This window comes from Bacillus sp. SG-1, from assembly GCF_000181495.1.
Lineage (GTDB): Bacteria > Bacillota > Bacilli > Bacillales > Bacillaceae_B > Rossellomorea.
Genome location: NZ_ABCF01000019.1, coordinates 20,223 through 42,497, shown reverse-complemented (window position 1 = coordinate 42,497; position 22,275 = coordinate 20,223). Strand labels below are relative to the sequence as shown.

At 42.0% G+C, this 22,275-nt stretch carries 23 protein-coding genes; 8 read left to right on the top strand and 15 right to left on the bottom strand.

Annotated elements, in window-relative coordinates:
• Positions 1-200 (top strand): c-type cytochrome (locus tag BSG1_RS21355; protein ID WP_006837001.1); only part of this gene is annotated, 200 nt, incomplete at its 5' end.
• 16 nt (positions 201-216) lie between these two features.
• Complete coding sequence (locus tag BSG1_RS10545) at positions 217-930, top strand: DUF6130 family protein (protein WP_044022732.1); 714 nt, start codon at positions 217-219, stop codon at positions 928-930.
• Positions 931-1,193: 263 nt separating this feature from the next.
• Here the strand turns inward: BSG1_RS10545 and BSG1_RS10540 are convergent, their stop codons facing one another.
• From BSG1_RS10540 to BSG1_RS10510, 7 genes are all read right to left on the bottom strand, one after another.
• A complete protein-coding gene (locus tag BSG1_RS10540; RefSeq protein ID WP_006836999.1) occupies positions 1,194-2,084 on the bottom strand; it encodes a glycine betaine ABC transporter substrate-binding protein in 891 nt (296 codons plus the stop codon).
• A 17-nt stretch (positions 2,085-2,101) separates the two neighbouring features.
• Positions 2,102-2,932 (bottom strand): ABC transporter permease, encoded by an 831-nt coding sequence (locus BSG1_RS10535; RefSeq protein ID WP_006836998.1) that lies wholly within the window; start codon positions 2,930-2,932, stop codon positions 2,102-2,104.
• Positions 2,929-4,128, bottom strand: coding sequence for a quaternary amine ABC transporter ATP-binding protein (locus BSG1_RS10530; protein WP_044022731.1), 1,200 nt, complete (start codon positions 4,126-4,128; stop codon positions 2,929-2,931). The genes BSG1_RS10535 and BSG1_RS10530 overlap by 4 nt, the downstream gene beginning before the upstream one ends.
• A gap of 119 nt (positions 4,129-4,247) precedes the next feature.
• Positions 4,248-4,460 carry a hypothetical protein gene (locus BSG1_RS10525; protein ID WP_006836996.1) on the bottom strand — a complete coding sequence of 71 codons (213 nt, stop codon included), beginning with the start codon at positions 4,458-4,460 and terminating at the stop codon, positions 4,248-4,250.
• Positions 4,461-4,513: 53 nt separating this feature from the next.
• A complete protein-coding gene (locus tag BSG1_RS10520; RefSeq protein ID WP_006836995.1) occupies positions 4,514-5,389 on the bottom strand; it encodes an alpha/beta hydrolase in 876 nt (291 codons plus the stop codon).
• A gap of 131 nt (positions 5,390-5,520) precedes the next feature.
• Complete coding sequence (locus BSG1_RS10515; RefSeq protein ID WP_052302385.1) at positions 5,521-6,372, bottom strand: IS3 family transposase; 852 nt, start codon at positions 6,370-6,372, stop codon at positions 5,521-5,523.
• Positions 6,373-6,398: 26 nt separating this feature from the next.
• Positions 6,399-6,710: a helix-turn-helix domain-containing protein gene (locus BSG1_RS10510; RefSeq protein WP_198008225.1), complete on the bottom strand. Its 312-nt coding sequence runs from the start codon at positions 6,708-6,710 to the stop codon at positions 6,399-6,401.
• Between the two features lie 533 nt (positions 6,711-7,243).
• Between BSG1_RS10510 and BSG1_RS10505 the strand changes: the two genes are divergently transcribed.
• From BSG1_RS10505 to BSG1_RS10490, 4 genes are all read left to right on the top strand, one after another.
• Positions 7,244-7,555, top strand: coding sequence for a helix-turn-helix domain-containing protein (locus BSG1_RS10505; protein ID WP_198008218.1), 312 nt, complete (start codon positions 7,244-7,246; stop codon positions 7,553-7,555).
• A gap of 26 nt (positions 7,556-7,581) precedes the next feature.
• Complete coding sequence (locus BSG1_RS10500; RefSeq protein ID WP_006836612.1) at positions 7,582-8,433, top strand: IS3 family transposase; 852 nt, start codon at positions 7,582-7,584, stop codon at positions 8,431-8,433.
• 178 nt (positions 8,434-8,611) lie between these two features.
• The gene (locus BSG1_RS10495) at positions 8,612-9,322 is read left to right on the top strand and encodes a Na-translocating system protein MpsC family protein (RefSeq protein ID WP_006836991.1); all 711 of its coding nucleotides are present in this window, start codon (positions 8,612-8,614) and stop codon (positions 9,320-9,322) included.
• A 185-nt stretch (positions 9,323-9,507) separates the two neighbouring features.
• Positions 9,508-9,795, top strand: coding sequence for a hypothetical protein (locus tag BSG1_RS10490; protein WP_044022729.1), 288 nt, complete (start codon positions 9,508-9,510; stop codon positions 9,793-9,795).
• A 41-nt stretch (positions 9,796-9,836) separates the two neighbouring features.
• Here the strand turns inward: BSG1_RS10490 and BSG1_RS10485 are convergent, their stop codons facing one another.
• The gene (locus BSG1_RS10485; protein WP_006836989.1) at positions 9,837-10,247 is read right to left on the bottom strand and encodes a peroxiredoxin-like family protein; all 411 of its coding nucleotides are present in this window, start codon (positions 10,245-10,247) and stop codon (positions 9,837-9,839) included.
• Positions 10,248-10,554: 307 nt separating this feature from the next.
• On the opposite strand from BSG1_RS10485, the gene guaC reads away from it, so the two are divergent.
• Positions 10,555-11,538, top strand: coding sequence for a GMP reductase (gene guaC / locus BSG1_RS10480; protein ID WP_006836988.1), 984 nt, complete (start codon positions 10,555-10,557; stop codon positions 11,536-11,538).
• A gap of 320 nt (positions 11,539-11,858) precedes the next feature.
• Here the strand turns inward: guaC and BSG1_RS10475 are convergent, their stop codons facing one another.
• The 3 genes from BSG1_RS10475 to BSG1_RS10460 all read right to left on the bottom strand — a co-directional run bounded on the left by BSG1_RS10475 (position 11,859) and on the right by BSG1_RS10460 (position 15,313).
• Complete coding sequence (locus BSG1_RS10475; protein WP_006836987.1) at positions 11,859-13,001, bottom strand: cation:proton antiporter; 1,143 nt, start codon at positions 12,999-13,001, stop codon at positions 11,859-11,861.
• A 198-nt stretch (positions 13,002-13,199) separates the two neighbouring features.
• A protein-coding gene (locus tag BSG1_RS20325; RefSeq protein WP_156791420.1) for an IS3-like element ISBsp2 family transposase occupies positions 13,200-14,569 on the bottom strand; the annotation gives its coding sequence in 2 pieces (ribosomal slippage) (positions 13,200-14,158 and positions 14,158-14,569; 1,371 coding nt in all).
• Positions 14,570-14,686: 117 nt separating this feature from the next.
• Positions 14,687-15,313 (bottom strand): metal-dependent hydrolase, encoded by a 627-nt coding sequence (locus BSG1_RS10460; protein ID WP_006836986.1) that lies wholly within the window; start codon positions 15,311-15,313, stop codon positions 14,687-14,689.
• Positions 15,314-15,436: 123 nt separating this feature from the next.
• Between BSG1_RS10460 and BSG1_RS10455 the strand changes: the two genes are divergently transcribed.
• Positions 15,437-16,393 carry a D-2-hydroxyacid dehydrogenase gene (locus BSG1_RS10455; protein ID WP_006836985.1) on the top strand — a complete coding sequence of 319 codons (957 nt, stop codon included), beginning with the start codon at positions 15,437-15,439 and terminating at the stop codon, positions 16,391-16,393.
• Between the two features lie 51 nt (positions 16,394-16,444).
• On the opposite strand, the gene BSG1_RS10450 is transcribed toward BSG1_RS10455, so the two are convergent.
• The 4 genes from BSG1_RS10450 to BSG1_RS10435 all read right to left on the bottom strand — a co-directional run bounded on the left by BSG1_RS10450 (position 16,445) and on the right by BSG1_RS10435 (position 22,155).
• Positions 16,445-16,735 carry a 4a-hydroxytetrahydrobiopterin dehydratase gene (locus BSG1_RS10450; RefSeq protein ID WP_006836984.1) on the bottom strand — a complete coding sequence of 97 codons (291 nt, stop codon included), beginning with the start codon at positions 16,733-16,735 and terminating at the stop codon, positions 16,445-16,447.
• 10 nt (positions 16,736-16,745) lie between these two features.
• Positions 16,746-18,485 carry an aromatic amino acid hydroxylase gene (locus BSG1_RS10445; protein WP_044022728.1) on the bottom strand — a complete coding sequence of 580 codons (1,740 nt, stop codon included), beginning with the start codon at positions 18,483-18,485 and terminating at the stop codon, positions 16,746-16,748.
• Positions 18,486-18,922: 437 nt separating this feature from the next.
• A complete protein-coding gene (locus tag BSG1_RS10440; RefSeq protein ID WP_044022727.1) occupies positions 18,923-20,062 on the bottom strand; it encodes a mannitol-1-phosphate 5-dehydrogenase in 1,140 nt (379 codons plus the stop codon).
• A 5-nt stretch (positions 20,063-20,067) separates the two neighbouring features.
• Positions 20,068-22,155: a BglG family transcription antiterminator gene (locus BSG1_RS10435; RefSeq protein ID WP_006836981.1), complete on the bottom strand. Its 2,088-nt coding sequence runs from the start codon at positions 22,153-22,155 to the stop codon at positions 20,068-20,070.
• Between the last annotated feature and the right edge of the window lie 120 nt (positions 22,156-22,275).

Below are 22,275 nucleotides of genomic sequence, written 5' to 3'. Positions count from 1 at the left end.
GCTGTATAGCATGTCATAGTACGGATGTGGTAATAGGAGGATCTTTTAAATTACAATCGTCCAAGTTGCAAAAGGATTATGATAACAAGGATAAACTACATAATTTTGTTCAAAAAAACATGCCAGAAGATGAACCTGGATCTTTATCAGCCGAAGAATACGAGGCAGTGGTAGATTATATTTGGAATGGACAAAAATGAATTAGGGGGAAAAGAAATGTTCAAAAAACAGAAAGCAATGAGTATGACAGCGTCACTTTTAGTAGCTGGTACAATCCTAGCAGGTTGTGGAAGCAGTGAAGAAGTAGTTAAGGAAACCGAAAAAGAGGCAAGCGCAGCAGTATCTCAGCCTTCATTAGAGGCTGAATTTGCTCAAGATGGAAGTAACGTAACGATCACGTGGTCAACAGACTTAACGATTTCTGCAGATCATTATGGTGGTGACCACGTTGACGGAGAAGGCCACGCACATGTATACGTAGATGGGGAAAAAGTAGCTGGTCTTAAAAATACAGATCCATATACTGTTGAAGGGCTGGAGCCAGGAACTCACATTGTAAAACTTGAACTTCAACAAAATAACCATGAATCTTATAGTGTAAGTAAAGAAACAGAAGTAACAGTAGAAGAGAATTCTGCATCAACTACTCCAACACTAGAAGCAGAATTTTCCCAAGATGGTAACAATGTAGTTATTAAATGGAATACTGATCTAAACATTTCCGCTGAACATTATGGCGGTGAACATGTTGACGGCGAAGGCCATGCACATGTTTATGTAGACGGTGAAAAAATCGCTGGGCTAAAAAATACTGATCCATATGTTGTAGAAAATCTAACTGCAGGTAAACACATAATCTCTATTGAACTTCAACAAAATGATCACCAACCATTAGACATAAAAAAAGAATTTGAAGTAGAAATTAACTAATCATGAAGGATGGGCATACCAAATGCCTATCCTTCTTGTGTTTTAGAAGGGGTTTCCCTATCGATTAGTCCTTTCAAATGGGAAAAACACATACAAATAGTCACTTGATTTGTAGGTGACTTGACTCCCAAACTTAATTTCATCTACAAAGCACTCTTAATACAAAAACAAACACTTCATCGCTTTAAAGCGCGAAGAGGGACTGTCCCTTTTCGTGCTTTAAAGGATTGAAGAGGACCAGCCTCGCAGGCTGGTCCTCTGTGTTATTCGCCTTTCATTTCTTTTACTTGGTCTTGGTGGTTGTCGATCCATTCTTGTGCGACTTCTTCTGCGTCTTGTCCTTCGTCTATTTTAACAATCATATCTTCAATATCCTTTACTGGCATTTTCCACTTGCTCAGGAATTCGTATGCTTCTGCTGCTTCGTCTTTGAGATCCTTATTGGTGATCACGTGGACTTCAGACGTTTGGAAGAACTCTTCAGGACTTGTCAATACTTTTAAATCATAGTTGGCGAACATCGGGTGCGGGCGCCAGCCGAGGAACAATACAGGTTCCTCATTTCCCATCATCCGCTGTGCCTGCGCAAGCATTCCGCCTTCACTGGATGCTACATACTCCAAATCAAGGCCCAATTCTTCAATCATTTCTTTAGAAGTGACTGTCATTCCTGCTCCTTCTTCGATTCCATAGATTTTTCCGCCAAAGAGGTCTTCTTTCCCTTTGATATCCTCGACGGATTCAATCCCCTCTACATACGTCGGGATGACCCATCCCAACTCTCCTTCTGTATAACTGACAGCCGTATCATCCAGTTTATCGCCGTACTTTTCCATGTAGTTGGCATGCATGACCGGAAGCCACGCATCCATGAATACATCCAGGTCACCCCTTGCCAGGCCTGTATATACTCCGCCGGCATCGGCTTTTGTCTCATTGACTGTGTATCCCATATCTTCCAGGATCAGCTTTGCCACTTTGGTCGGCGGTACTGTACTAGTCCATGGCGTCACGCCAAATGTAACAGTGACTCCTTCATTATTGCCTCCATTTTGCTCTGCATTATCCTCGCCTTCATCGTTATTCCCCGTTCCACAGCCTATCAGCAGGAAAGCAGTAAGAATCATGATGAAGCCAATTTTCCATTTTTTCATTGTATTTACCTCTTTTCTTATTTTTTCTGACCCAGTCCTTGCGTGATACGGTCAAGGATGATTGCCAAAACAACTATACCAAGACCCCCGACCAGTCCCAGTCCAACGTTGACACTCGAGATACCTGCCAAAACGGTTGATCCCAATCCAGGTGCACCGATCATCGACGCGATAACCGCCATCGACAGCGCAAGCATGATCGTTTGGTTAATCCCCGCCATGATGGTAGGGACAGCCACCGGAAGCTGTACTTTTGTGAGCATCTGCCATGATGTAGAACCGAAAGCTCTCGCCGCTTCCACCATATCCGCTGGAACTTGTCTGATGGCAAGGCTCGTCATCCTGACAGCCGGCGGGGTCGCAAAGACGAAGGTGGAAATGACCGCAGGTACTTCTCCTAATCCGAACAGCAGGATAGCCGGAATCAGATAAACGAAACTTGGTAAGGTCTGCATGAAATCCAGAATAGGTCTTACTACTTTATTCAGTGCTTCAGATTTGGCAGACAGGATGCCTAATGGAACACCTAAGACAATGGAGAACAAGGTCGCCACAATAACGACTGCCAAAGTTAACATGGCATCCTCCCACAGATCGACCGAACCCAGATAGAACACGCCGATGAGAGTGAAAATCGCAACCCCTTTTCCGGCGAATTTCCAAGCAAGTAGAATCAGGATAATCGCCATGACTTCTGCTGGGACCCAGACGAAAATATCCGCCACTCCATTGATAAAAAAAGAAATAATGCCGCTGACCGCTTCGAAAAAACCTCCCATAACGGGGATCAGCCAATCATATACAAAGTCATTCGTCCATTCTTCCAATGGCAATGTAAAGTAGTTCATTCTGCCGTCACCTCACTTTGCTCTTTACCGAGTACAAGTCCCGAAAGGATGGAAACCCTGACGATAATCCCCATCAGCTTATTGTCCTCCACCACAGCAATCGGATATCTGGATTCTGCGGCTACACCGATCAGGTCATTCAATGGTGTGTCCGGAGTGGTTGTATGATAATCCTGTTCCAATACATCTTCCACCCATTTATTTTCTTTATAGGCTTGGATAGCAGAATCAATTGTTAATAACCCTTTTAAATTCTTATCTTTATCCACCACAAAGATGCTCGACAGTCCGGCATCTTCCATCTTTTTGACTGCCATCCTCGGGCCGTCTTTCCACGTTGTGACCACATCCGGTTTTTTCATAACATTGCCGGCTACAAGCACCTTGGAACGGTCGACATCCTCTACGAAGTTATATACATATTCGTTGGCCGGGTTTTCAAGTATTTCTTCTGCAGTACCAACTTGAACAATCGATCCATTTTTCATAATCGCAATCCTGTCTCCAAGCTTAAGCGCCTCATCAAGGTCATGAGTAATGAACAAAATTGTTTTTCCCAGCTTGCTTTGCAGGTTCAGCAGCTCATCCTGCATTTCTTTTCTGATAAGCGGATCAAGAGCACTGAAGGCTTCATCCATCAGAAGGATGTCCGAGTCATTAGCTAGGGCGCGTGCCAGTCCGACCCGCTGCTGCATCCCTCCGCTGAGTTGATCCGGATAACTTTCCTCATAGCCTTTCAATCCGACATCATGGATGGATTTAAGAGCTTTTTTGGAACGTTCTTCTTTTGCCATCCCTTGTATTTCAAGGCCGTATTCTACATTATCCTGAACGGTCCTATGGGGAAACAGTGCGAACTTCTGGAACACCATCGCCAATTTTTTTCTGCGGGTAAGCATCAAATCAGTCTTGGACATCTCAGTGATATTATGTCCATCGATCAACACCTCGCCCGCTGTCGGTTCAATCAACCTGTTCACGAGCCGGATCAGTGTCGATTTACCACTTCCAGACAGACCCATAATGACGAAAAATTCGCCGGCTTTCACTTGAAATGAAGCATTGTTTACGCCGACGGTCATTCCGGTTTCCTCTAGAATTTTCTCCTTCCCCTGCCCCTCATTTAACCTTTTCAACCCTTCTTTTGGATTGGAACCAAAAATCTTTGTAAGGTTATTGACTTCAATCTTGTACATACGCATGTCTCCTTTGATAAAACTCTCTGACATTACTATTTGTAATTTCCCCCATTTCATACTTTGCGTGCTGCATATTTCACACAAAAAAAAGGACCCCTCCAGGCCCTCTCATTTCATTACCCTCTGTTATCCGCACTGTTCCACGTTTTCCCGTCTGTTGAATTACGCACCGAGTACCGTTCCGCTGTCGTCAGCTCTTCTGCCGTCACGCCTGGCATTGCCCCCAGTTCGGTATCGATGACATCATTTAAAATCGCCGGATTATCGGTTTCCCTCAAAACAGATTGCAGCTGCTCTTTCGCTATGTTCCTGGACTTGCGTTTCACCATTAACAACACCTTCCTTTAGAATCGTTGTTATAGGTTATCCTAAGCTGACCTTCCTATTCCAAAGATAATGCTTCAACCAGTATCTGCTTCCAAGAGATGAGGAAAAAGAAATGCCCTTCCCCCTTTACCTCAAGAACTCTGGAGTCATGATACTTTCTCTGCAGGTAGAGTGTTGTTTTTTCCGGCCAAAGGTGATCTTTACTGGCATACCAGAGATACACCGGAAAAGGCGATTTCCATTCCGGAAGGCGAAAAGGGTTCATCATCGCTTGAAGCTCAGCAAAGTGGACCCAGCCTTTCGTTCGGTAAGCCTCCAACAAACCTTCTGATGTCTGTTTCTTTAATTGTTCCTTCAAGTCATTCTGGTTCCCGCTGTGCCTTTCTTTATCATGTAATTCTGAAAGCTTCCGCCCTATACTCCCCGTCCACCTCCTATTAATATGTTTTAAAAGCCCTCGCAGAAAAAATGGTCCCATTTTATAGAGCTTAGATATCAGTTTCCAGCGAAAAGGAAGCACTTTGCTGCTGACTTTGTTCTGAAGGGGAACAGCACTCGCTGCCAGTGAGAGGGAGGAGAGAGATTGTGGATACCGGTAAGCAAACACTTGGGAGAATAATCCCCCATTTGACCAGGCAATGCCATGAGCCTGATCTATATCTAAATGGTCCATTACAGCTTTCACATCATCCGCATGATCTTCCATTGAATAGTCTTTAATCAAATCAGAACCGCCATACCCCGGCCGGTTAACCATCAGGATATACAACCGGTTTTGCTGTAAAAACTTTTCATCGCAGAAAATGGAAGAGGCAATAGACCCCCATCCATGAAAATAAAGAACAGGCGTGCCGGTCCTTTCTCCAAGCGTCTCATATGTAATTTTTCTTCCAGATGGATGTTTGAGCACACGCCGTTCTATCCCATGCATAATGACTATCGTCCTTTCCTATCAACTTACTCATTTATTTTCCCTGCTTGTATCTCCTGCAAACGGAGGTAGTGCAGGCTTCGTGCCAGTGAATCAACCCCCAATAAGTGGACATTTAAAAATACGACACATCAAGCCGTTTTTAGATAGTCTTTAAGGAACTGTTTTGGAGAAACGAATCCAATTTTACTGTGGATTCGTTTCTCGTTGTATCGCTTAATATACTTTAATAAATTTATTTGAAGTATATTTGAATCTTTATTTACAGGATAGAAACAAGGGAATTCAGTCTTCAGCTGAGAGAAAAAGCTTTCTATAACGGCATTATCCCAACAGTTACCCTTCCGGGACATACTAGGGGTGAATTTTAACTCTTTCTTCAAGCTTCGGTACATAAGAGAACGGTATACACTTCCTTGATCACTGTGAATAAGAACGCCTTCAAGGTTCTTTAGCTTTCTTTTCTTTTTGGCAGCTTTGATAGTATCTTCAATCAATTGTTTGTTTGGACTTAACCCTATTTTAAAGGCGATAATTTCTCGGTTAAACAAATCCATAAGGGCTGAAATATATAGCTTTTCACCTCTGTGGATGACTTCAGTCATATCAGTTACCCACTTTTGGTTTGGATGTTGAGCCTCAAAGTCTCTTTCAAGAAGGTTCGGATATACCGTACCAGTTGACTTCCCCTTTGATTCTTCATTTGTCTTTGGCAGTCTCACCACTGCCTTTAAATTGGCTTCCTTCATTAGCCTAGCTACTCTTTTATGGTTAACAATTTGCCCCTTGGCCTTCAAAACTTTTGAAATTCGTTTAGATCCATAAGTCCCTTTCTCGGCTCGATATACTTTCTTAATTGCTTTTAATGTCTCTTTTTCTTCTGAGGATGCAGAACGCTTTGGTCGCTTAAGGTAGGCATAATAACCACTAGGTGACACCTTAAGTACGCGGCATAAAAGTATAACTGGGTATTCCTTTCTCAATGCAGAAATAGCTTCAAATTTCTTGCTTATTCGTTCTCTTTGAGAAAGGCCTGGAACTTTTTTAGGATTTCATTCTCTTGTTCCTTTTCCTTAAGTTTCTTCTCCAATTCCCGAATTCTTTTTAAATCCTTGGAAGACGCTGAGTTAGTAATAGAACGGGAGTTCATCAAACCCTCTTTCCCATTTTCTTTGAACTTGTTCACCCATCTATTTACTGTGTCTCTGTGCAATCCCATCTCCTCTGCCACTACAGCTACAGGTTGATGATTCTCCAAGACATTTTTTACAGCTTCTAGTTTAACTTCGACACTTGTATGTGAAATTGGTTTTTTAGGCATTATTATTTCCCCCATAAATGCATATTTGTCGTATCTTCATGATAACTTATATGTCCATTATAAGGGGGGAGACTACAGGCACGACCCGAAAAATGACGAATTGGCGGCTGAACACCCTTTATATAGATTACATAAAGATGACACCATTGGTTTTCACTTCTTGGGCAGAATATCAGCTGGGAGTTTTTATCTGCCCGCGGCTTGTCTCGACTGAGCGGTGTCGTTTATCGACCGAAGCGTGTCGAATAGAATTGTGTCGTATTTCAACCAAAGTCTGTCGATATCGACATTGCGATGTCTCTATTCTGCCGAGATTTATCCGAACACAATGATTGAACAAAAGGCTGAAGGTGGTCAAGGTATCAGAGTTTGGCAAGTACTTTTTAGGCCCAGCAAAAACAAAGCCCGCAGCATGCTTTTTGTCCATCATTCATTCGACAAAAACCGGGGCGTGCCTGTAGTCTCCCCCCTTATAATGGACATATAAGTTATCATGAAGATACGACAAATATGCATTTATGGGGGAAATAATAATGCCTAAAAAACCAAGTTCACATACAAGTGTCGAAGTTAAACTAGAAGCTGTAAAAAATGTCTTGGAGAATCATCAACCTGTAGCTGTAGTGGCAGAGGAGATGGGATTGCACAGAGACACAGTAAATAGATGGGTGAACAAGTTCAAAGAAAATGGGAAAGAGGGTTTGATGAACTCCCGTTCTATTACTAACTCAGCGTCTTCCAAGGATTTAAAAAGAATTCGCGAATTGGAGAAGAAACTTAAGGAAAAGGAACAAGAGAATGAAATCCTAAAAAAGTTCCAGGCCTTTCTCAAAGAGAACGAATAAGCAAGAAATTTGAAGCTATTTCTGCATTGAGAAAGGAATACCCAGTTATACTTTTATGCCGCGTACTTAAGGTGTCACCTAGTGGTTATTATGCCTACCTTAAGCGACCAAAGCGTTCTGCATCCTCAGAAGAAAAAGAGACATTAAAAGCAATTAAGAAAGTATATCGAGCCGAGAAAGGGACTTATGGATCTAAACGAATTTCAAAAGTTTTGAAGGCCAAGGGGCAAATTGTTAACCATAAAAGAGTAGCTAGGCTAATGAAGGAAGCCAATTTAAAGGCAGTGGTGAGACTGCCAAAGACAAATGAAGAATCGAAGGGGAAGTCAACTGGTACGGTATATCCGAACCTTCTTGAAAGAGACTTTGAGGCTCAACATCCAAACCAAAAGTGGGTAACTGATATGACTGAAGTCATCCACAGAGGTGAAAAGCTATATATTTCAGCCCTTATGGATTTGTTTAACCGAGAAATTATCGCCTTTAAAATAGGGTTAAGTCCAAACAAACAATTGATTGAAGATACTATCAAAGCTGCCAAAAAGAAAAGAAAGCTAAAGAACCTTGAAGGCGTTCTTATTCACAGTGATCAAGGAAGTGTATACCGTTCTCTTATGTACCGAAGCTTGAAGAAAGAGTTTAAATTCACCCCTAGTATGTCCCGGAAGGGTAACTGTTGGGATAATGCCGTTATAGAAAGCTTTTTCTCTCAGCTGAAGACTGAATTCCCTTGTTTCTATCCTGTAAATAAAGATTCAAATATACTTCAAATAAATTTATTAAAGTATATTAAGCGATACAACGAGAAACGAATCCACAGTAAAATTGGATTCGTTTCTCCAAAACAGTTCCTTAAAGACTATCTAAAAACGGCTTGATGTGTCGTATTTTTAAATGTCCACTTATTGGGGGTTGATTCACTGGCACCAACTATATGAATTCAAGTATGAAACATCTCTTTCTGTCCACCCTATTAAATACGTAGAAAAGTTGAAAGGTTTCATTTTTTTAGCAAAGGGAAAAGTGTAAGGAATAATTTAATCAGAGAGGTAGTATATGGCAAAAACTAATTTGGAGAAAAATATCTCAAGCTATATCGGCCGCTTGCTTCGTGAACATTTTGGCCGCGGACCCGGCAATGTGATTTGCACAGTGTCAGGACCCTATGTGGTGGTGCATATTTCCAGCTTTTTATCACCAATGGAGAAATCCCTTATGGACAGCGACCAGACTGTTTATGTCCAGAAAACAAGAGACTTGATGATGGAGACTTTAACCAAGGAAATTAAAGCCTACATTGAATTGACTCAAGGTCATCATGTGGAAGAATTCTACTATGACTGGCAGCTTGAAGCAAAAACGGGAATGATGATTGCTGTCTTATCTTCTCCCGATGAGGAACATCCACTTCCACCCAAAAATGACTTCAAAAATAGTGACATGGTCAATAAAGATATCATCAAAATCAGCGCAGAGGTCCAGAAGCCCCCGGAGAAAACGTATTCCATCATGCTCAATCCCCGCACATTGCTGATCATCAGGGAAGGAATCTTCATCAGTATCGAAAAAGAGCTGATTCAGCTCGGCTCCCAGGAAACACTAAGATTGGCAAAAAGGAATTTAGAAAAAGGCCGTTTACTCCACCATAAAAACAGTTTTGAAGAGTACCTGGATGCGAAACTGGTTGACTTCTTTGTAGACTGGAACTTTGACAGGGATAAAAGCCTCATCCTGTTCAACCTCAAACCTATCGAAAAATCCCTTTGATAATAATCTCATCCATGTTATCATAGAAAAGAATTTCGTTTCTCAACAAAAAATTCTTATTCTGATAGCAATGAATGGGCACAGAACCGGACATAAGTCAGAAGAGGAGGACGCGCCTTCTTTTCTGACTTTTTTTATATCCATATATTGTAAAAATTATTTTATAAAGGATGATATATATCGGGATGAACATCAATCGACTACCGCAGAATGAACAAGAACTCTTGTCATGCATAGATAACTATATTGATAAAGTACATCAACAAAGTGCACAGCCCGCTACAATCAAGAAGGCCGAGTTGGAAGAACATATTGAATCTGAGGCTGCAAGACTGTCTGTCCCATATGAAAAAAACTCTACTTCTATTCAAACCTATTATACTTTCTATCTGAAACAGCAGAACGTTCAGGTAGAACTATTTTACCGATATCAGAGCTTCTATACGAGACACAGTATTAATCCCCTCACATAAAAGAAGGCCCTTTTCTAACCGAAAAGGGCCTTTCTCTATTTTTATTTCACCTGCTTAAGAAGCTCACCGATTTTAGCATGTTTCTCTGGCGATTCATCGATGTGTTTCCATACCACTTTCCCCGTTTCATCGGAGATCCATGAACCACCCTGGATATATATATCCTGAGTATTTAGGGATTCCTTCACAACCTGTCTCCTTGCCTCATTTTCAGGGAGAAATGATTTCTTTCCGCCTTTTAAGAAAGCTTTGCCGGCTTTCGCAAGAAGTTTCCATTTAGCCATGGATTTATGTCCCATCTTTTTATACAAAGAACGTTCGGGATCTCCATAAATATCAAACGGATAAGGTCCGAATTCCTTTATAAATCGTTCAACTAACGAACGATTCGATGGAATAATTGCAATCAGCTGCACTCCGCCCGCCGTCAATTGATCATAATGCTCACGCAACTGCGCGAGAAATGCCCTACAGGCCGGTCAGCCGGGGTGCCTCAGGAAAATAACAAGGCTTTTCTGATTTTGTATAATCTCTTCAAAACTGCGGTCTACACCAAAAGGCTTTTGAAGTATCTCCTTCATTTCCTCACCTTTTCCAAAAAAATATTTTCTTAATTCTATGATACATTACTCTCGAAGCTAAAATGCGGAATTTTTGCAAATTCTCTTTGACAACTCCCTAGATATAATGTAAATTACCTAATGTACGAACATTTATTATTAATACTAAAATTAATATTCGTTTTTAGGAGTGTTACTGATGGAAAATGTGTTTGATTATGAAGATATTCAATTAATTCCTGCAAAATGTATCGTTGAAAGCCGTTCTGAGTGTGATACTACTATTACTTTAGGCGGCCATACTTTTAAATTGCCAGTGGTTCCTGCGAATATGCAGACAATAATAGATGAGAAGATTGCGGTGTACTTAGCGGAAAATGGATATTTTTATATCATGCATCGTTTTCAGCCGGAAAAACGATTAGATTTTATCAGAGATATGCATGCAAAAGAGCTTATCGCCTCAATCAGTGTCGGGGTGAAAGAAGAGGAATATAAATTTGTTGAGCAATTGGCTTCCGAGGGTGTAATACCTGAATTCATTACAATTGATATCGCTCACGGACATTCAAATGCTGTCATCAATATGATCAAACACATCAAGAGCCACCTCCCTGCCAGCTTTGTCATTGCCGGAAATGTCGGTACGCCTGAAGCCGTAAGGGAATTGGAAAATGCCGGGGCGGATGCAACGAAAGTCGGTATCGGACCAGGAAAAGTGTGTATTACGAAAATCAAAACAGGATTTGGTACAGGAGGATGGCAACTCGCCGCTCTTCGCTGGTGTGCCAAAGCAGCCAGCAAGCCTATCATCGCTGATGGCGGGATCCGTACACACGGAGATATCGCTAAGTCCATTCGATTCGGAGCTTCCATGGTCATGGTCGGTTCTTTGTTCGCCGGTCATGAGGAATCACCAGGAGAAACAGTGGAAAGAGACGGGAAGTTCTTCAAAGAATATTTCGGTTCCGCTTCTGAATTTCAAAAAGGTGAAAAGAAAAACGTCGAAGGTAAAAAAATGTTTGTTGAACATAAGGGCTCATTGATTGATACCCTGACTGAAATGGAGCAGGATCTGCAATCTTCCATCTCCTATGCAGGCGGCAGCACTCTCGACGCCATTCGTCACGTGGATTATGTAGTGGTGAAAAACTCAATCTTTAATGGTGATAAAGTTTATTGATAGAACGCTGTTTTCGTATATATTGTTGCTCTCGGAAAAATCCAAAGAGCCGGATTTTTCCCTTGGAGGCAAAGGCCTTTTTCTCTGAACAAGGTGAATTAGCTCTTTTCTTCCTTGTTTATCAGGCTATTTCTAGTTAATTAAGTAGATAGTTTTTAAAGTTTATATTAAATAGCAACAAAGTTTACGAAAAGAGCCTAATAGAAAGAAAACGGGCAAGGTTTTGCTACCTTTGCCCGTTTTTTTATTGGGTAATGACTTTTGGTCTTGTTAGTGTGTTCGTATCTGATGTTTTATGTCCCCGCTTCCCGAGCCAAACATCAAGAACCCTTCCGCCTGTATATCCTTCCGGCTATTTTAGAAGACAACTGACACATCAGCATCCCAATCAGGGCGGCAATCAGAATGTATACACCGGCAAAGATTTGGAGGGTCCCGGATGCAAGACCGGCAATGATCACTGAAAACTCACCTCTCGGGGCCAGAGTAAACCCGGTCTCCAAGGACTCTTGCTTATTCAATCCATACCACTGACCGCCGATAAAGCCGACGATCAATTTATGGAAGATGGACCAGAGGATAATCGTGAAGAGGAGGCTGAATGCCGGGATTTCACTTGTGAATTCAAGCGATATGCCAAAGTTCAGAAAGAAGAATGGGAGAAACAGGTTTCTCACCGGCAGCGCAACTTCCTGAATTTTATCTTTAAAATTCGTTCCAGCGAACATCAGTCCTGCGAGGAACGCACCGATGACTTCCGATAAGCCAAGAAGGACCGCAAATCCTCCATACGCCAAGGCCAGTCCAATAATATAGACAAGTAGATAATCTTCATGCAGGAACTTTTCTATAAGGGTATAACCCTTTTTTTGTATAAAGCGGCTGATGGTTACGGCAATCCCTACAAGCAATGCTACTTTTAAAAAGATTAACAGAAAGTCCATCACACTGAAGCCATCCCCACTCAGTCCGATTAAGACAGTTATCAGAATGGGAGCAACCATATCCTCGAATATTAACAGGGTCAGAACATACCCCGATTCTTTTCTGTCCAGCTTTTTATTGTGTTCAAGCAATTTAATGGTGATCGAGGAACTGGTCGCATAAACGAGTCCCCCGATCAACAGCGAATTGAATAGACCCTGTCCGAACAAAGCACTGATACCGGCTGTTACGCCCACTCCCAAAACCAGATCCAGGAGGCCGGGCTTCCAGACCTTCTTTCCTTTTGACACTATTTCCTTCAGCGGGTATTTCATTCCTAAAAGAAAGAAGAGCAGAATTAATCCAATCTCACCTGCCACTTCAATCGTTTTGGCTTCATTAAGCAGTCCGGCAAGCGAGATGCCAGCACCCAAAAGTATATAGATGACAATATCAGGGATGCGCAGTACCTTGTTCCCAAAGTAAGCTGTGATAAATAATACCAGCAGAAACAAACCAAGAAATAACGGCAGATTCACGTTTCGCACACCCTCTCATTTCAAAACAATTTAATACTTTCCTTACCCGCTTTTCCATCAATCTAAGCTTAGCAGAAACTGGCACTCCAATAGTTTTTCAGCTAGCATCCAGAATAAAATGTAACTGGACATGGCAAAAAATAAAAAGCTTAAAGGCTTTTTAAAGTGTACCCTTTGTAAAGGACATTTTAAAAAAGCCTAAGCTACTTTTAAAAGATGATCTCTGTATTGTACAGGGGTCATCTTTTTTCGATTCCATTGGTATCTATGGTGGTTATAGTAATTCATGTATTGCTTGATTTCCTTTTGTACATCCTCTAATGTCAGACAGGTTTTAATAGAGGTTTCATCTTTCAGGTGGCCAAAGAACGATTCAATGGGAGCGTTGTCCCAACAGTTTCCCCTTCGGGACATTGATTGGCGGATTCCAAGTTTTTTAACCATTTTCTGAAATTGGGGATGGGTATAGTGAACCCCTTGATCTGAATGGATGAGTGAGTCTTTATGTTTTTTAAACCTTTTGTTTTTCTTTAGTTTTTTGATGGTATCTGTGGCTAATTCCATAGTCATTCTGTCAGACACATGGTAAGCAAGAGCTTCACCACTGGAACCATCCAATATCATAGATAAATAAGCTCTTGAACTTTTTCCATAGCTCAAGTAGGTGATGTCTGTTAATAGCACTTTCCCGGGTTTACCCTGATTGAATTGGCGCTCCAGTAGGTTAGGGACCACTGAATGTTCCTGGGTGGCCTTCATTAGACGCCTATATGGATTCGCCCTCCGGAAGGGACAAACGATGTTATACTTCTTCATGATTCTTCGAATTCTTTTCAAGTTAAAGACAATCTTAAATTGACCCGCCAAAGTCATTTTGATTTGACGCGCCCCTTTCTTGCGATTCTTATGACGGAATGCTTTTAAGATGATTTCTTTCAGTTCCTCATCCCTTGCTTCCCGTTGTTTTCTACGCTCTTGGGACTCGGGAGAGTAGTATTTATAATAAGCACTTCTGGAAACTCCTGCGACCCCACAAAGGAATCTCACCATTTTTTTGAGCTTATATTTCTCTATTACGGAACGGATGAGAATGAACTTTTGACTTGGGGAGAGGACTACTTCTTTAGCCCCCTTTCCGCGAATCGAATCTTTTTTAGAAGTTCATTTTCCGCCTTAAGGAGGTTAATTTGAGCTTCTAGTCGAGCATTCTTATCCTCAAGGGATAACTCCCGTTCTCTAGGTCTCCCGGAATTGCCTTTCCTTGTGTCATTGAGCCCTAAAACTCCGTTTCTTTTATAAGCAGCACTCCATCTCTTACTAGCGGCATGAATACGTGCCATACCAATTATATCTGTATCAAATCCAGCCTCTTCAAAGATCTGTCTAGAGAATTTGCCTTTCTCTTTCTCAGCGATAAATTGGCGTTTAAATTCATCTGTGTAGGTAATTCCCTTAGCACTTACAGCTTTCACAAAAGGATTAATGGATAATTGTTTGATTTCTTTCTCTGTGAATGTTTTTTTACTCATGGTGTTTTCCCCGATTTCTACTAGTTGTCTATTTGTCATTATACAAAAAAATACCCTATAGGTAGACTTTTTTAAGTGTCTACTCTATAGGGTACATTTTATTTCGTCCTTTAAGCTTCTTGATTTCAAAGAATTCCTCAAAAAAGATAATTAAAATTAGATTTCTTTTCTGGAAACAGGCAAAAACAACTTAATGCCTCTTTTATTAAACGGAAGCCATTTCATATCTGCAATCAAATGGCTGACATATCCCCCGGTACATGCCAAGAGAATACCTTCCGTCTTTATGCTGGCCTGAAGATAATACGCAATGACGGCAAAAAAAGCCAGCCCTATCAGGGAATGGGTATAACTTCGGTGCGAAACCAAGGAAGCGATAACGATATAAATTCCTAAAAGCTGGAGCCAGGTCTCAGCAAGGAACATCCCTCCTGCAAGTGCTCCTCCACCTGCAACCGTGAGCAAGTGCCGCTTCTTGATAAACGAAGAAACGAGCATGATCCCCAGTCCTGCCGCTATCCCCTTCCACATCTCCTGATCCGTTCCTGCCCACCAGCTGTAGACAATGACAGCAACCCCTATGAATTGCACCAAGGTCATCAAAAATTTGTATGAAGAAGTAAATGTATTACTAAGTTTGCCGTCTACATCCAAATCCGGAATCAATCCAGATATCCCCCCGGCCCCTATCAATAAAACTGTTTCAGCAGGAGCTGCCTGTATGTAATGGGCTGATAGAAACCCTGCACCTGCCCCAATGATCATATGTGCTGTTCCGTTCATGAACTATCCCTCTTTCTGTCTTTTCATGGTGATCCCTTCATTATATAGTGTAAAGCCTATCTTTACTGCTTGAGATAGAATTTTGGTACTATTAGATCAGGAGAAGAATTGGAGGGACGGAAGATGAAAAAGCTGATCATCGCTCAGAATATTGAAAAGGAACAGACCGAACACATCCAGAAGATTGTGCCTCATTGGGAAGTCATAACAGGAAAAGAACCTGAACACTGGGAGAATCATCTTGGGGAAGCAGAAATTATTGCAGGATGGAAAAAAAGTATGGAAACAAAAACACTTCAGAATCCTGCCGCTCTTCGCTGGATCCAAACATGGAGTGCCGGTGTCGACAGTCTGCCTCTAATGCAAATGGAGTCTAAAGATGTCCTTGTTACCAGTGCGAACGGTGTTCATGCCTATCCTATTTCAGAAACCATTTTCGCCATGATGCTCGGCCTGACAAGAAAAATCCATACATACGTAAGAAATCAGGCACAAAAAGAATGGGCTCATTCCGGACTCAAGCTTGAGATTCACGGAAAGAACATCGGCATCATCGGTGTCGGGGCCATCGGAGAGGAAACAGCCAAGATTGCCAAGGCCTTTGGTATGAATGTGCTGGGTGTCCGCCACTCAGGTAAAGAAAATGAATATGTTGACGAAATGTTCAAGACTGACCAGCTGCATGACGTGCTGCCACGCTGTGATTACATTGTTATCACCGTGCCGCTTACACCGGAAACCCGTGGGATGTTCGGGCAAAAAGAATTTCAATTAATGAAGGATACAGCTTTTCTTATTAATATCGGCCGCGGGGAAACGGTCAATGAAGCACAGCTCATCAATGCTCTGCAAACCAAAAAAATCGCGGGAGCCGGACTTGATGTTTTTGTCCAGGAACCGCTCGAAAAAGACAACCCTCTTTGGGAGATGGAGAATGTCATCATTACTCCTCATACCGCCGGGTCAACCGAATTTTATAATAAGCGGGTGATCGATGACATTTTCATTCCAAACTTGAAAGAATATATCGCCGGTAGGAAACCATCCGTTAATCTTGTAGATTATCAAAAGGGATATTAAGACATTCACTAAAAGGGGCACACCGAATATGGTATGCCCCTTTTTTGCCTATTAGTTCATATCATTATAAATTTCGTTATATTTCATTGCAGCCTCAAAATCAAGGGGTGTTAACCCTCTTTCATTCCACGAGGTCAGGCTTAGAGTCACGACCTTGTATTGGATGGAAATGAAGGGATGGTGGTCCATGCTTTCTGCTACGTCCGCTATTTTGTTCACAAATTGAACCCCACTCATGAACTCTTGAAACCTAAAACGGCATTCTATCCATTTTTCATCCTTCAATTTCCAGCCTGCGATATCCTGCAGTGCAGATATGGCCTCATCTTCACTTACTTTCATGATAACCCTCCTATACCTTACTCGAGACTAAAGCCAGCCCATTTTCTATTAATCTCGTGAATTCAGATCGTTTAGCAAGTTGTTCAAGTTCCTCCCGTAAAATGCTGGTCTCTTGTTCATGAACACCCTTCAATGTGAAAAGCTCAAGGATTTCCAACCTTAACAACCATTCGTCCTCATAATCCTCCCTTAATCTGCTTGCTAATTCTTGAAGGCTGTTGAATTCAGCATCCGTCCAGCGTGAACCTTCCCTTATGTCTCTGACTGTCTGGTACATAAGGTCCAACTCCCCAAGCGGAGCTGTATCCGCAGCTGTTCCACTACCCTGGATTTCTTCTGTAATAAATGAGGCATGGTCAGCTGCACCCGGGTAAGCTGAGACAATCTTGCTGCCGACCGGCATATCAAAGGTCCCCCACGAAGGGTCGAAGAGCAGGTTGTCCTGGTGCTTCACCGTACAGTTGGTAAAGGACAGGAGGATCGCCCTGCCTCCTTCCATGATGATATCCGAAACCATACCATCAAGAGTTATTCCACTTTTAAAATTCAGATGAACCGTGTTGCCGATTTCTATTCCCAATTGCTTCAGTTCGTCCAGGCTTAATGTTTCCAGGAATAACTCTCCGTCAAGGGGTCCGACCGGTGTACTAAAACCTTCACTATGCATATCAGTGGAGTGGCCTTGCAATTCACGATTATTAAATGCTAACGCTGTATTTCCAATGGTTTTGATGAAAATCGGATCTCCCTCTTGATCTGTTATCATTTCTTTGAATACACCTGAAACCTGCAGTCCGGAGTTAAATTCTATGGTTGCCAGTTTTTCCGACCGGATTGCCTTTCGTACTGAGGAGGCTCCTCCTGTCCGAAAAGCCATAGATGCGGAAAACTCTTCCACAGCCTCTATTAATTCTTCAAAACTTTCACATACAAACAATTGTTTTTGCATTGTTGTCACATCGTAAGACGTCTTTATACATTCCTCGATGCTGAATGGAATTTTCTTCACTTGATCAGAAAGGCACGCCTTGCTCTCCCCAACGGAGGAAAGTAATCCCGCTCCATAAACCATTGGCTTCTCTACTTTGCCGATTAAACCGAATTCAACCGTCCACCAAAACAGGCGGGAAATCTGTTCTGCTTCTGAGTTTTCCTCCACTGCAGCCTGTTTTTCTTTCACGAGTCTTTCTGCCGCTTGTATTTCTTCACTTGTGGAATCGGAACTCTCCTTCACAATCGTCAGGTTCCTTACAGCTTCAAAAGCTTCATGTTCCTCTTTAGTAGCAAATGCTTTCGCTCCCACAGCCCCAATTTTTTTCACAAACTCGGAGTAAGTTGAATCAAAAAGAATCGGTGCATGGCCCGCTGCCTCATGGAGAATATCCGGCGCAGGCGTATATTCAATGTTAGAAACCTTCCGAATGTCAGTAGCAATCGGCAGCAATCCGTGTGCCTGTAAATCAAAGAATGCCGTCCCGGGAATAAGCCCATCGACGATTACGGCTCCCCAGCCTATCCGTCCCAGTGCCTCATTCATTTCACTAACTCTTGGAATCTTCTCAATCGCTATGCCGGATCCTTTCAATCCTTTTAAAAAAGCAGGATGGGCCCTGTCTTCTAAAAAGGCATGATTTTGTCTCATCACATAGCGCCATACCGCATGATTTACAGGGGTATAAGCCTCGTAATCCTGAGTAGAAACAAATTCTCTAAGATGAACGGGAATCTCTCTTACTAACGTATCATTCATATAATTACATCCTCTCCTGATTGTTTTTGATATTAAAATACCAAAGCTGTTATACAGCAGGGAGCTGGAAACCTTTTTCAGGCAATAAAAAAAGCCCCTTCTCCCAAATAAGGGACGAAGAAGCTCCGCGGTACCACCCTTGTTGATAAAGCCCAAAGGCTTCATCCACTCGTTATGATCATCAGCCATTCACTGCGGTGTAATTCGCGAAATAAGCTGCCTGGACTCACACCCTCCGTCCAGTCTCTGATCGCTGCCCACTTATTCGTTACTGCTTCCGCAAACTGATTAATATGAAATTTTCACTTTAATGCTTCAACGCTTTTATGCTTTTGTGCTTTTATGCGTTAAAGTAACTATACAAGCGATCTCCTTATAATGTCAAGGCTTATTACTTAAAAAATCAAAAGCTGTCGAAGATCGACAGCCTTTTGGTTTTATTTCTTTAACATTTCATATTGTTGAATGACTTCTTCAGTAATTGCACTGTCTTCATCCAAACCACTTACTTTTTTAAGGACAGCCGCTACTCCATCTTCTTTAATCATATTCTGGATTTCCATTGCCTGCTCATCTTCTGCAAAGTCGAACAGCAATGCTGCGGCAATTGCTTTTGCCAGATTGGAATAAGGCAAGCCTGCTTTCTGCGCCTCTGTCGTCGGGCGAACGAGTCGGTCTTCCGGTCCTAATTTACGGATCGGAGCACGGCCGACGCGTGTCACTCCATCATTTAGGAAAGGATTTTTGAAACGTTCAATATTCTTATTGATATAAGCCATATGCTCTTCTTCATCCAGACCGTATTGCTTAACTAAGTAAGCACCCGTTTCCTTAAGGGTCTCCTTGACCTGTTTTGCGATCTGTTCGTCCGCCAATGTCTTATCGATGGTCTCTTTTCCTTGCAGGTAACCGAAGTAAGCAATGACCGCATGACCTGTGTTCACCGTGAATAGTTTTCTTTCGATAAATGGCGCCAGGTCCTCCACAATGGTCATTCCATTCACTGGAGGAATGCTTTCTTTCGTTTCCACTACCCACTCATAATAAGGCTCAACAAGGACATCTAAAGAATCCTGACTTTGGATCGGCACAATACGGTCAACCGCCGAATTGAAGAAGTAGACACGGCCTTCAAGCTTTGCCTTTGTTTCTTCATCAAGGTTTTCCATGATATGTTCTTTTAGAATATCTGTAGCGCCGATTTGGTTTTCACATGCGATGACAAAAAGATTCTCATCTGTAGAGGCAACACGCTTAGCAATACCCTGGGCAATTAACGGAGCGATTCTCGGTAGAATATTGGGTCCGATTGCAGTCGTCAGGTATGTGCTGTTTACGATGGTATCAATGACTTCATCCGCTTGGTGAAGGTTGTTCAAACCAGACACATTATCAATCGTCACCGACTCTTTCTGCTCAGTTGCCAGAACGACATTGTATTGTTTTTCTTCATTCAGTTTGTTAATGATTTGTTCTGCTATATCTACGAAAGTTACATGATAACCAGATTGAGAAAAAAGGGCTCCGATAAAGCCTCTTCCGATATTTCCAGCACCAAAATGTACAGCTTGTTTCATCATTATCATTCCTTTAATAAATTATTTTGTAGATAATCAAAAAATAGATCTTCCAGCTTTTTTCGGATCATCAGTTCGTTAGAAGATGAGAAAATCATCATCGATATGTTGTCCTCAATCAAGCTTGTACTGATTATGCTTAGTATTTCCTGTTCTCTCTTACTCATGTTTGCGGGAGCCAGCATCAAGAGCAGGCTTTTCATTGGCATTTCACGGCCATCCATCCCCTTGATTACAAGAGGCTGACTCAGATGGGAAACCTGAAAGATCAACTCTCCGATGCATTCACTGCGGCAATGGTACAGCCCCATATTTGTATTGGGGATTCCCAGTCCGCCCTTTTTCTCCCTCTCCCCCAACTCATGCAAGACATCTTTGGAATCAGTGAGGAGTCCATCTTTTTCGGCCTGCTCCACCATTTCATTCAATACGGTAAAATGACTTCCGGCATGTTGGCTTCGATAGACGCGGAAATTATCAAGAATCGACTCAATGCTCGTATGAACATCTTTCATCTCTTGTAAAAGGTCTCTCACTTTAGGCCGCTTTTCTTTTCCCGGTTCACTTGCTTTTACAGCAGTCCTTAAATACCGCTCATCCCTCGTCAGTTTCTCCAAATTATTTTGCAAATAATTCCGGATCGATCCTATATCTTTATCACTCAAAAGCGGACTCACAAGTGTATAGTCGATATCCGTAAATGGAAGCCTTACAGTGGAGATGACAATATCGTATTCCTTAAGACTTGCTGATTGAAAATCCTTAAGAGAAAGGATTTCCACAGAATTAATCTCTGTAATTTCTTTCTGAATACGGCTGGCGAGCATCTTGGAAGTACCGATTCCCGTCGGGCAGACAACCACAGCATTAATTTTCACCTTTTCCTCGTGCATGAGCAGCGCAGATCCAAAGTGAAGCACAACAAACGCCACTTCATCCTCTGGAAAATGAATATCCTTGAATTCATTTTCCAGACTATCCCTCACAGCCATAAATAAAACAGGATACTTTTTTTTGATGTCGTCGGTCAACGGATTGAACAATTCCATCTTCTGTTTCAAGCGAAAGATAGAGGGTTCCATGTGAGCCAGCAAGCCTTGGTATAAAGAAAAATCATCAGACAGATCAACGTGAAGTTTCGTTGATACATCCTCTATCACTTTTTTAATAAGCTGCCCCAGTATGATACTGTCATAATCGATAGAGTCCGCCGCTTGAACCTTTGACCCTTTTAAAATCACGCTCAAATAGTGAATATCACTTTTCATCAGTGAAGTGGAAATTCTATGATCCAGTTCCGCTCCTATCCGTTCCACCAATCTATACTCAGCCGAATAGTCACTTGGAGACACAGCCGGCTCCTCTAAGAGAAGGTTACTACCTGTTCTCTGAATGGATAGGCATATATATACCACAAGGCCGATATAATCACTGTCGGTTAATTTCGTCTGCTCTTGATGGAAAATCCGGTTGACTGTTTGATCAACTGCCAGCATATTTTCAGGGGAGAAATATCCCAGCACCGGCTCATTCAGATGGGTGCCTTTTTGAAGGAGATAAAGACTTTCTATAATCTCTTCATAAAAGTACACGAGGAAGAAGTTAGCCAATGCGTGCCGTTTGCTTGCTTCATCAGCAGAAACCTCTACACCGACTCCTCGTTTCCTTGTGAGGAGAACCGAAAACTTACTCAGCCAGTCTGTTAATTCATCGAGGTAAACTGTCAGGGTGGCCGGACTGATGCCCAAATGATTGGCAAGAACTTGTTTTTTAAAATATGGACCTTCATGAAGCAAAGTAACCAGCAGGCTCAGCTTTCTTTCCTCCGGGGTTTCATCTGTGGGCACAGCATCGGTCAACTTCTGGATCAGCTTATATATCTGATCATTCCTTCCATCGATGAAGAGGCCTTCGTTTGTAGTCCGCTTTAACTTCAATTGATATTCTTCAAGGATTTTTTCCACTGATTTCAAGTTCCGCTGAATGGTCCTTCCACTGACATTCAAATAATCAGCCAAAGTTGAAACTGTATGCTTTCCGGATGTTCTTATGATTAAATCAATGATGGATTTTTCCCTTGAGGTGATAATCATTCTATCCACTCATTTCTTTTATAAGTTTTCCTTTAAGCTCTATCGTAAACCTTGCTGCTTTCTCTTAGGCAATATTAGGCAGAGACTCTCAACAGCCGAAAACAGCAGCCATAGTGCCGA

Coding starts and splice junctions, on each gene's coding strand:
- BSG1_RS10510 (WP_198008225.1), bottom strand. CDS start 6,710: ATGCCTAAAAAACCAATTTCACATACAAGTGTCGAAGTTAAACTAGAA.
- BSG1_RS10450 (WP_006836984.1), bottom strand. CDS start 16,735: ATGAAAGTAAGTGAAGATGAGGCCATATCTGCACTGCAGGATATCGCA.
- BSG1_RS10460 (WP_006836986.1), bottom strand. CDS start 15,313: ATGAACGGAACAGCACATATGATCATTGGGGCAGGTGCAGGGTTTCTA.
- BSG1_RS10525 (WP_006836996.1), bottom strand. CDS start 4,460: ATGGTGAAACGCAAGTCCAGGAACATAGCGAAAGAGCAGCTGCAATCT.
- BSG1_RS10520 (WP_006836995.1), bottom strand. CDS start 5,389: ATGCATGGGATAGAACGGCGTGTGCTCAAACATCCATCTGGAAGAAAA.
- BSG1_RS10495 (WP_006836991.1), top strand. CDS start 8,612: ATGGCAAAAACTAATTTGGAGAAAAATATCTCAAGCTATATCGGCCGC.
- BSG1_RS10545 (WP_044022732.1), top strand. CDS start 217: ATGTTCAAAAAACAGAAAGCAATGAGTATGACAGCGTCACTTTTAGTA.
- BSG1_RS10540 (WP_006836999.1), bottom strand. CDS start 2,084: ATGAAAAAATGGAAAATTGGCTTCATCATGATTCTTACTGCTTTCCTG.
- BSG1_RS10440 (WP_044022727.1), bottom strand. CDS start 20,062: ATGAAACAAGCTGTACATTTTGGTGCTGGAAATATCGGAAGAGGCTTT.
- BSG1_RS10505 (WP_198008218.1), top strand. CDS start 7,244: ATGCCTAAAAAACCAAGTTCACATACAAGTGTCGAAGTTAAACTAGAA.
- BSG1_RS10490 (WP_044022729.1), top strand. CDS start 9,508: ATGAACATCAATCGACTACCGCAGAATGAACAAGAACTCTTGTCATGC.
- BSG1_RS10530 (WP_044022731.1), bottom strand. CDS start 4,128: ATGTACAAGATTGAAGTCAATAACCTTACAAAGATTTTTGGTTCCAAT.
- BSG1_RS10535 (WP_006836998.1), bottom strand. CDS start 2,932: ATGAACTACTTTACATTGCCATTGGAAGAATGGACGAATGACTTTGTA.
- BSG1_RS10435 (WP_006836981.1), bottom strand. CDS start 22,155: ATGATTATCACCTCAAGGGAAAAATCCATCATTGATTTAATCATAAGA.
- BSG1_RS10455 (WP_006836985.1), top strand. CDS start 15,437: ATGAAAAAGCTGATCATCGCTCAGAATATTGAAAAGGAACAGACCGAA.
- guaC (WP_006836988.1), top strand. CDS start 10,555: ATGGAAAATGTGTTTGATTATGAAGATATTCAATTAATTCCTGCAAAA.
- BSG1_RS10445 (WP_044022728.1), bottom strand. CDS start 18,485: ATGAATGATACGTTAGTAAGAGAGATTCCCGTTCATCTTAGAGAATTT.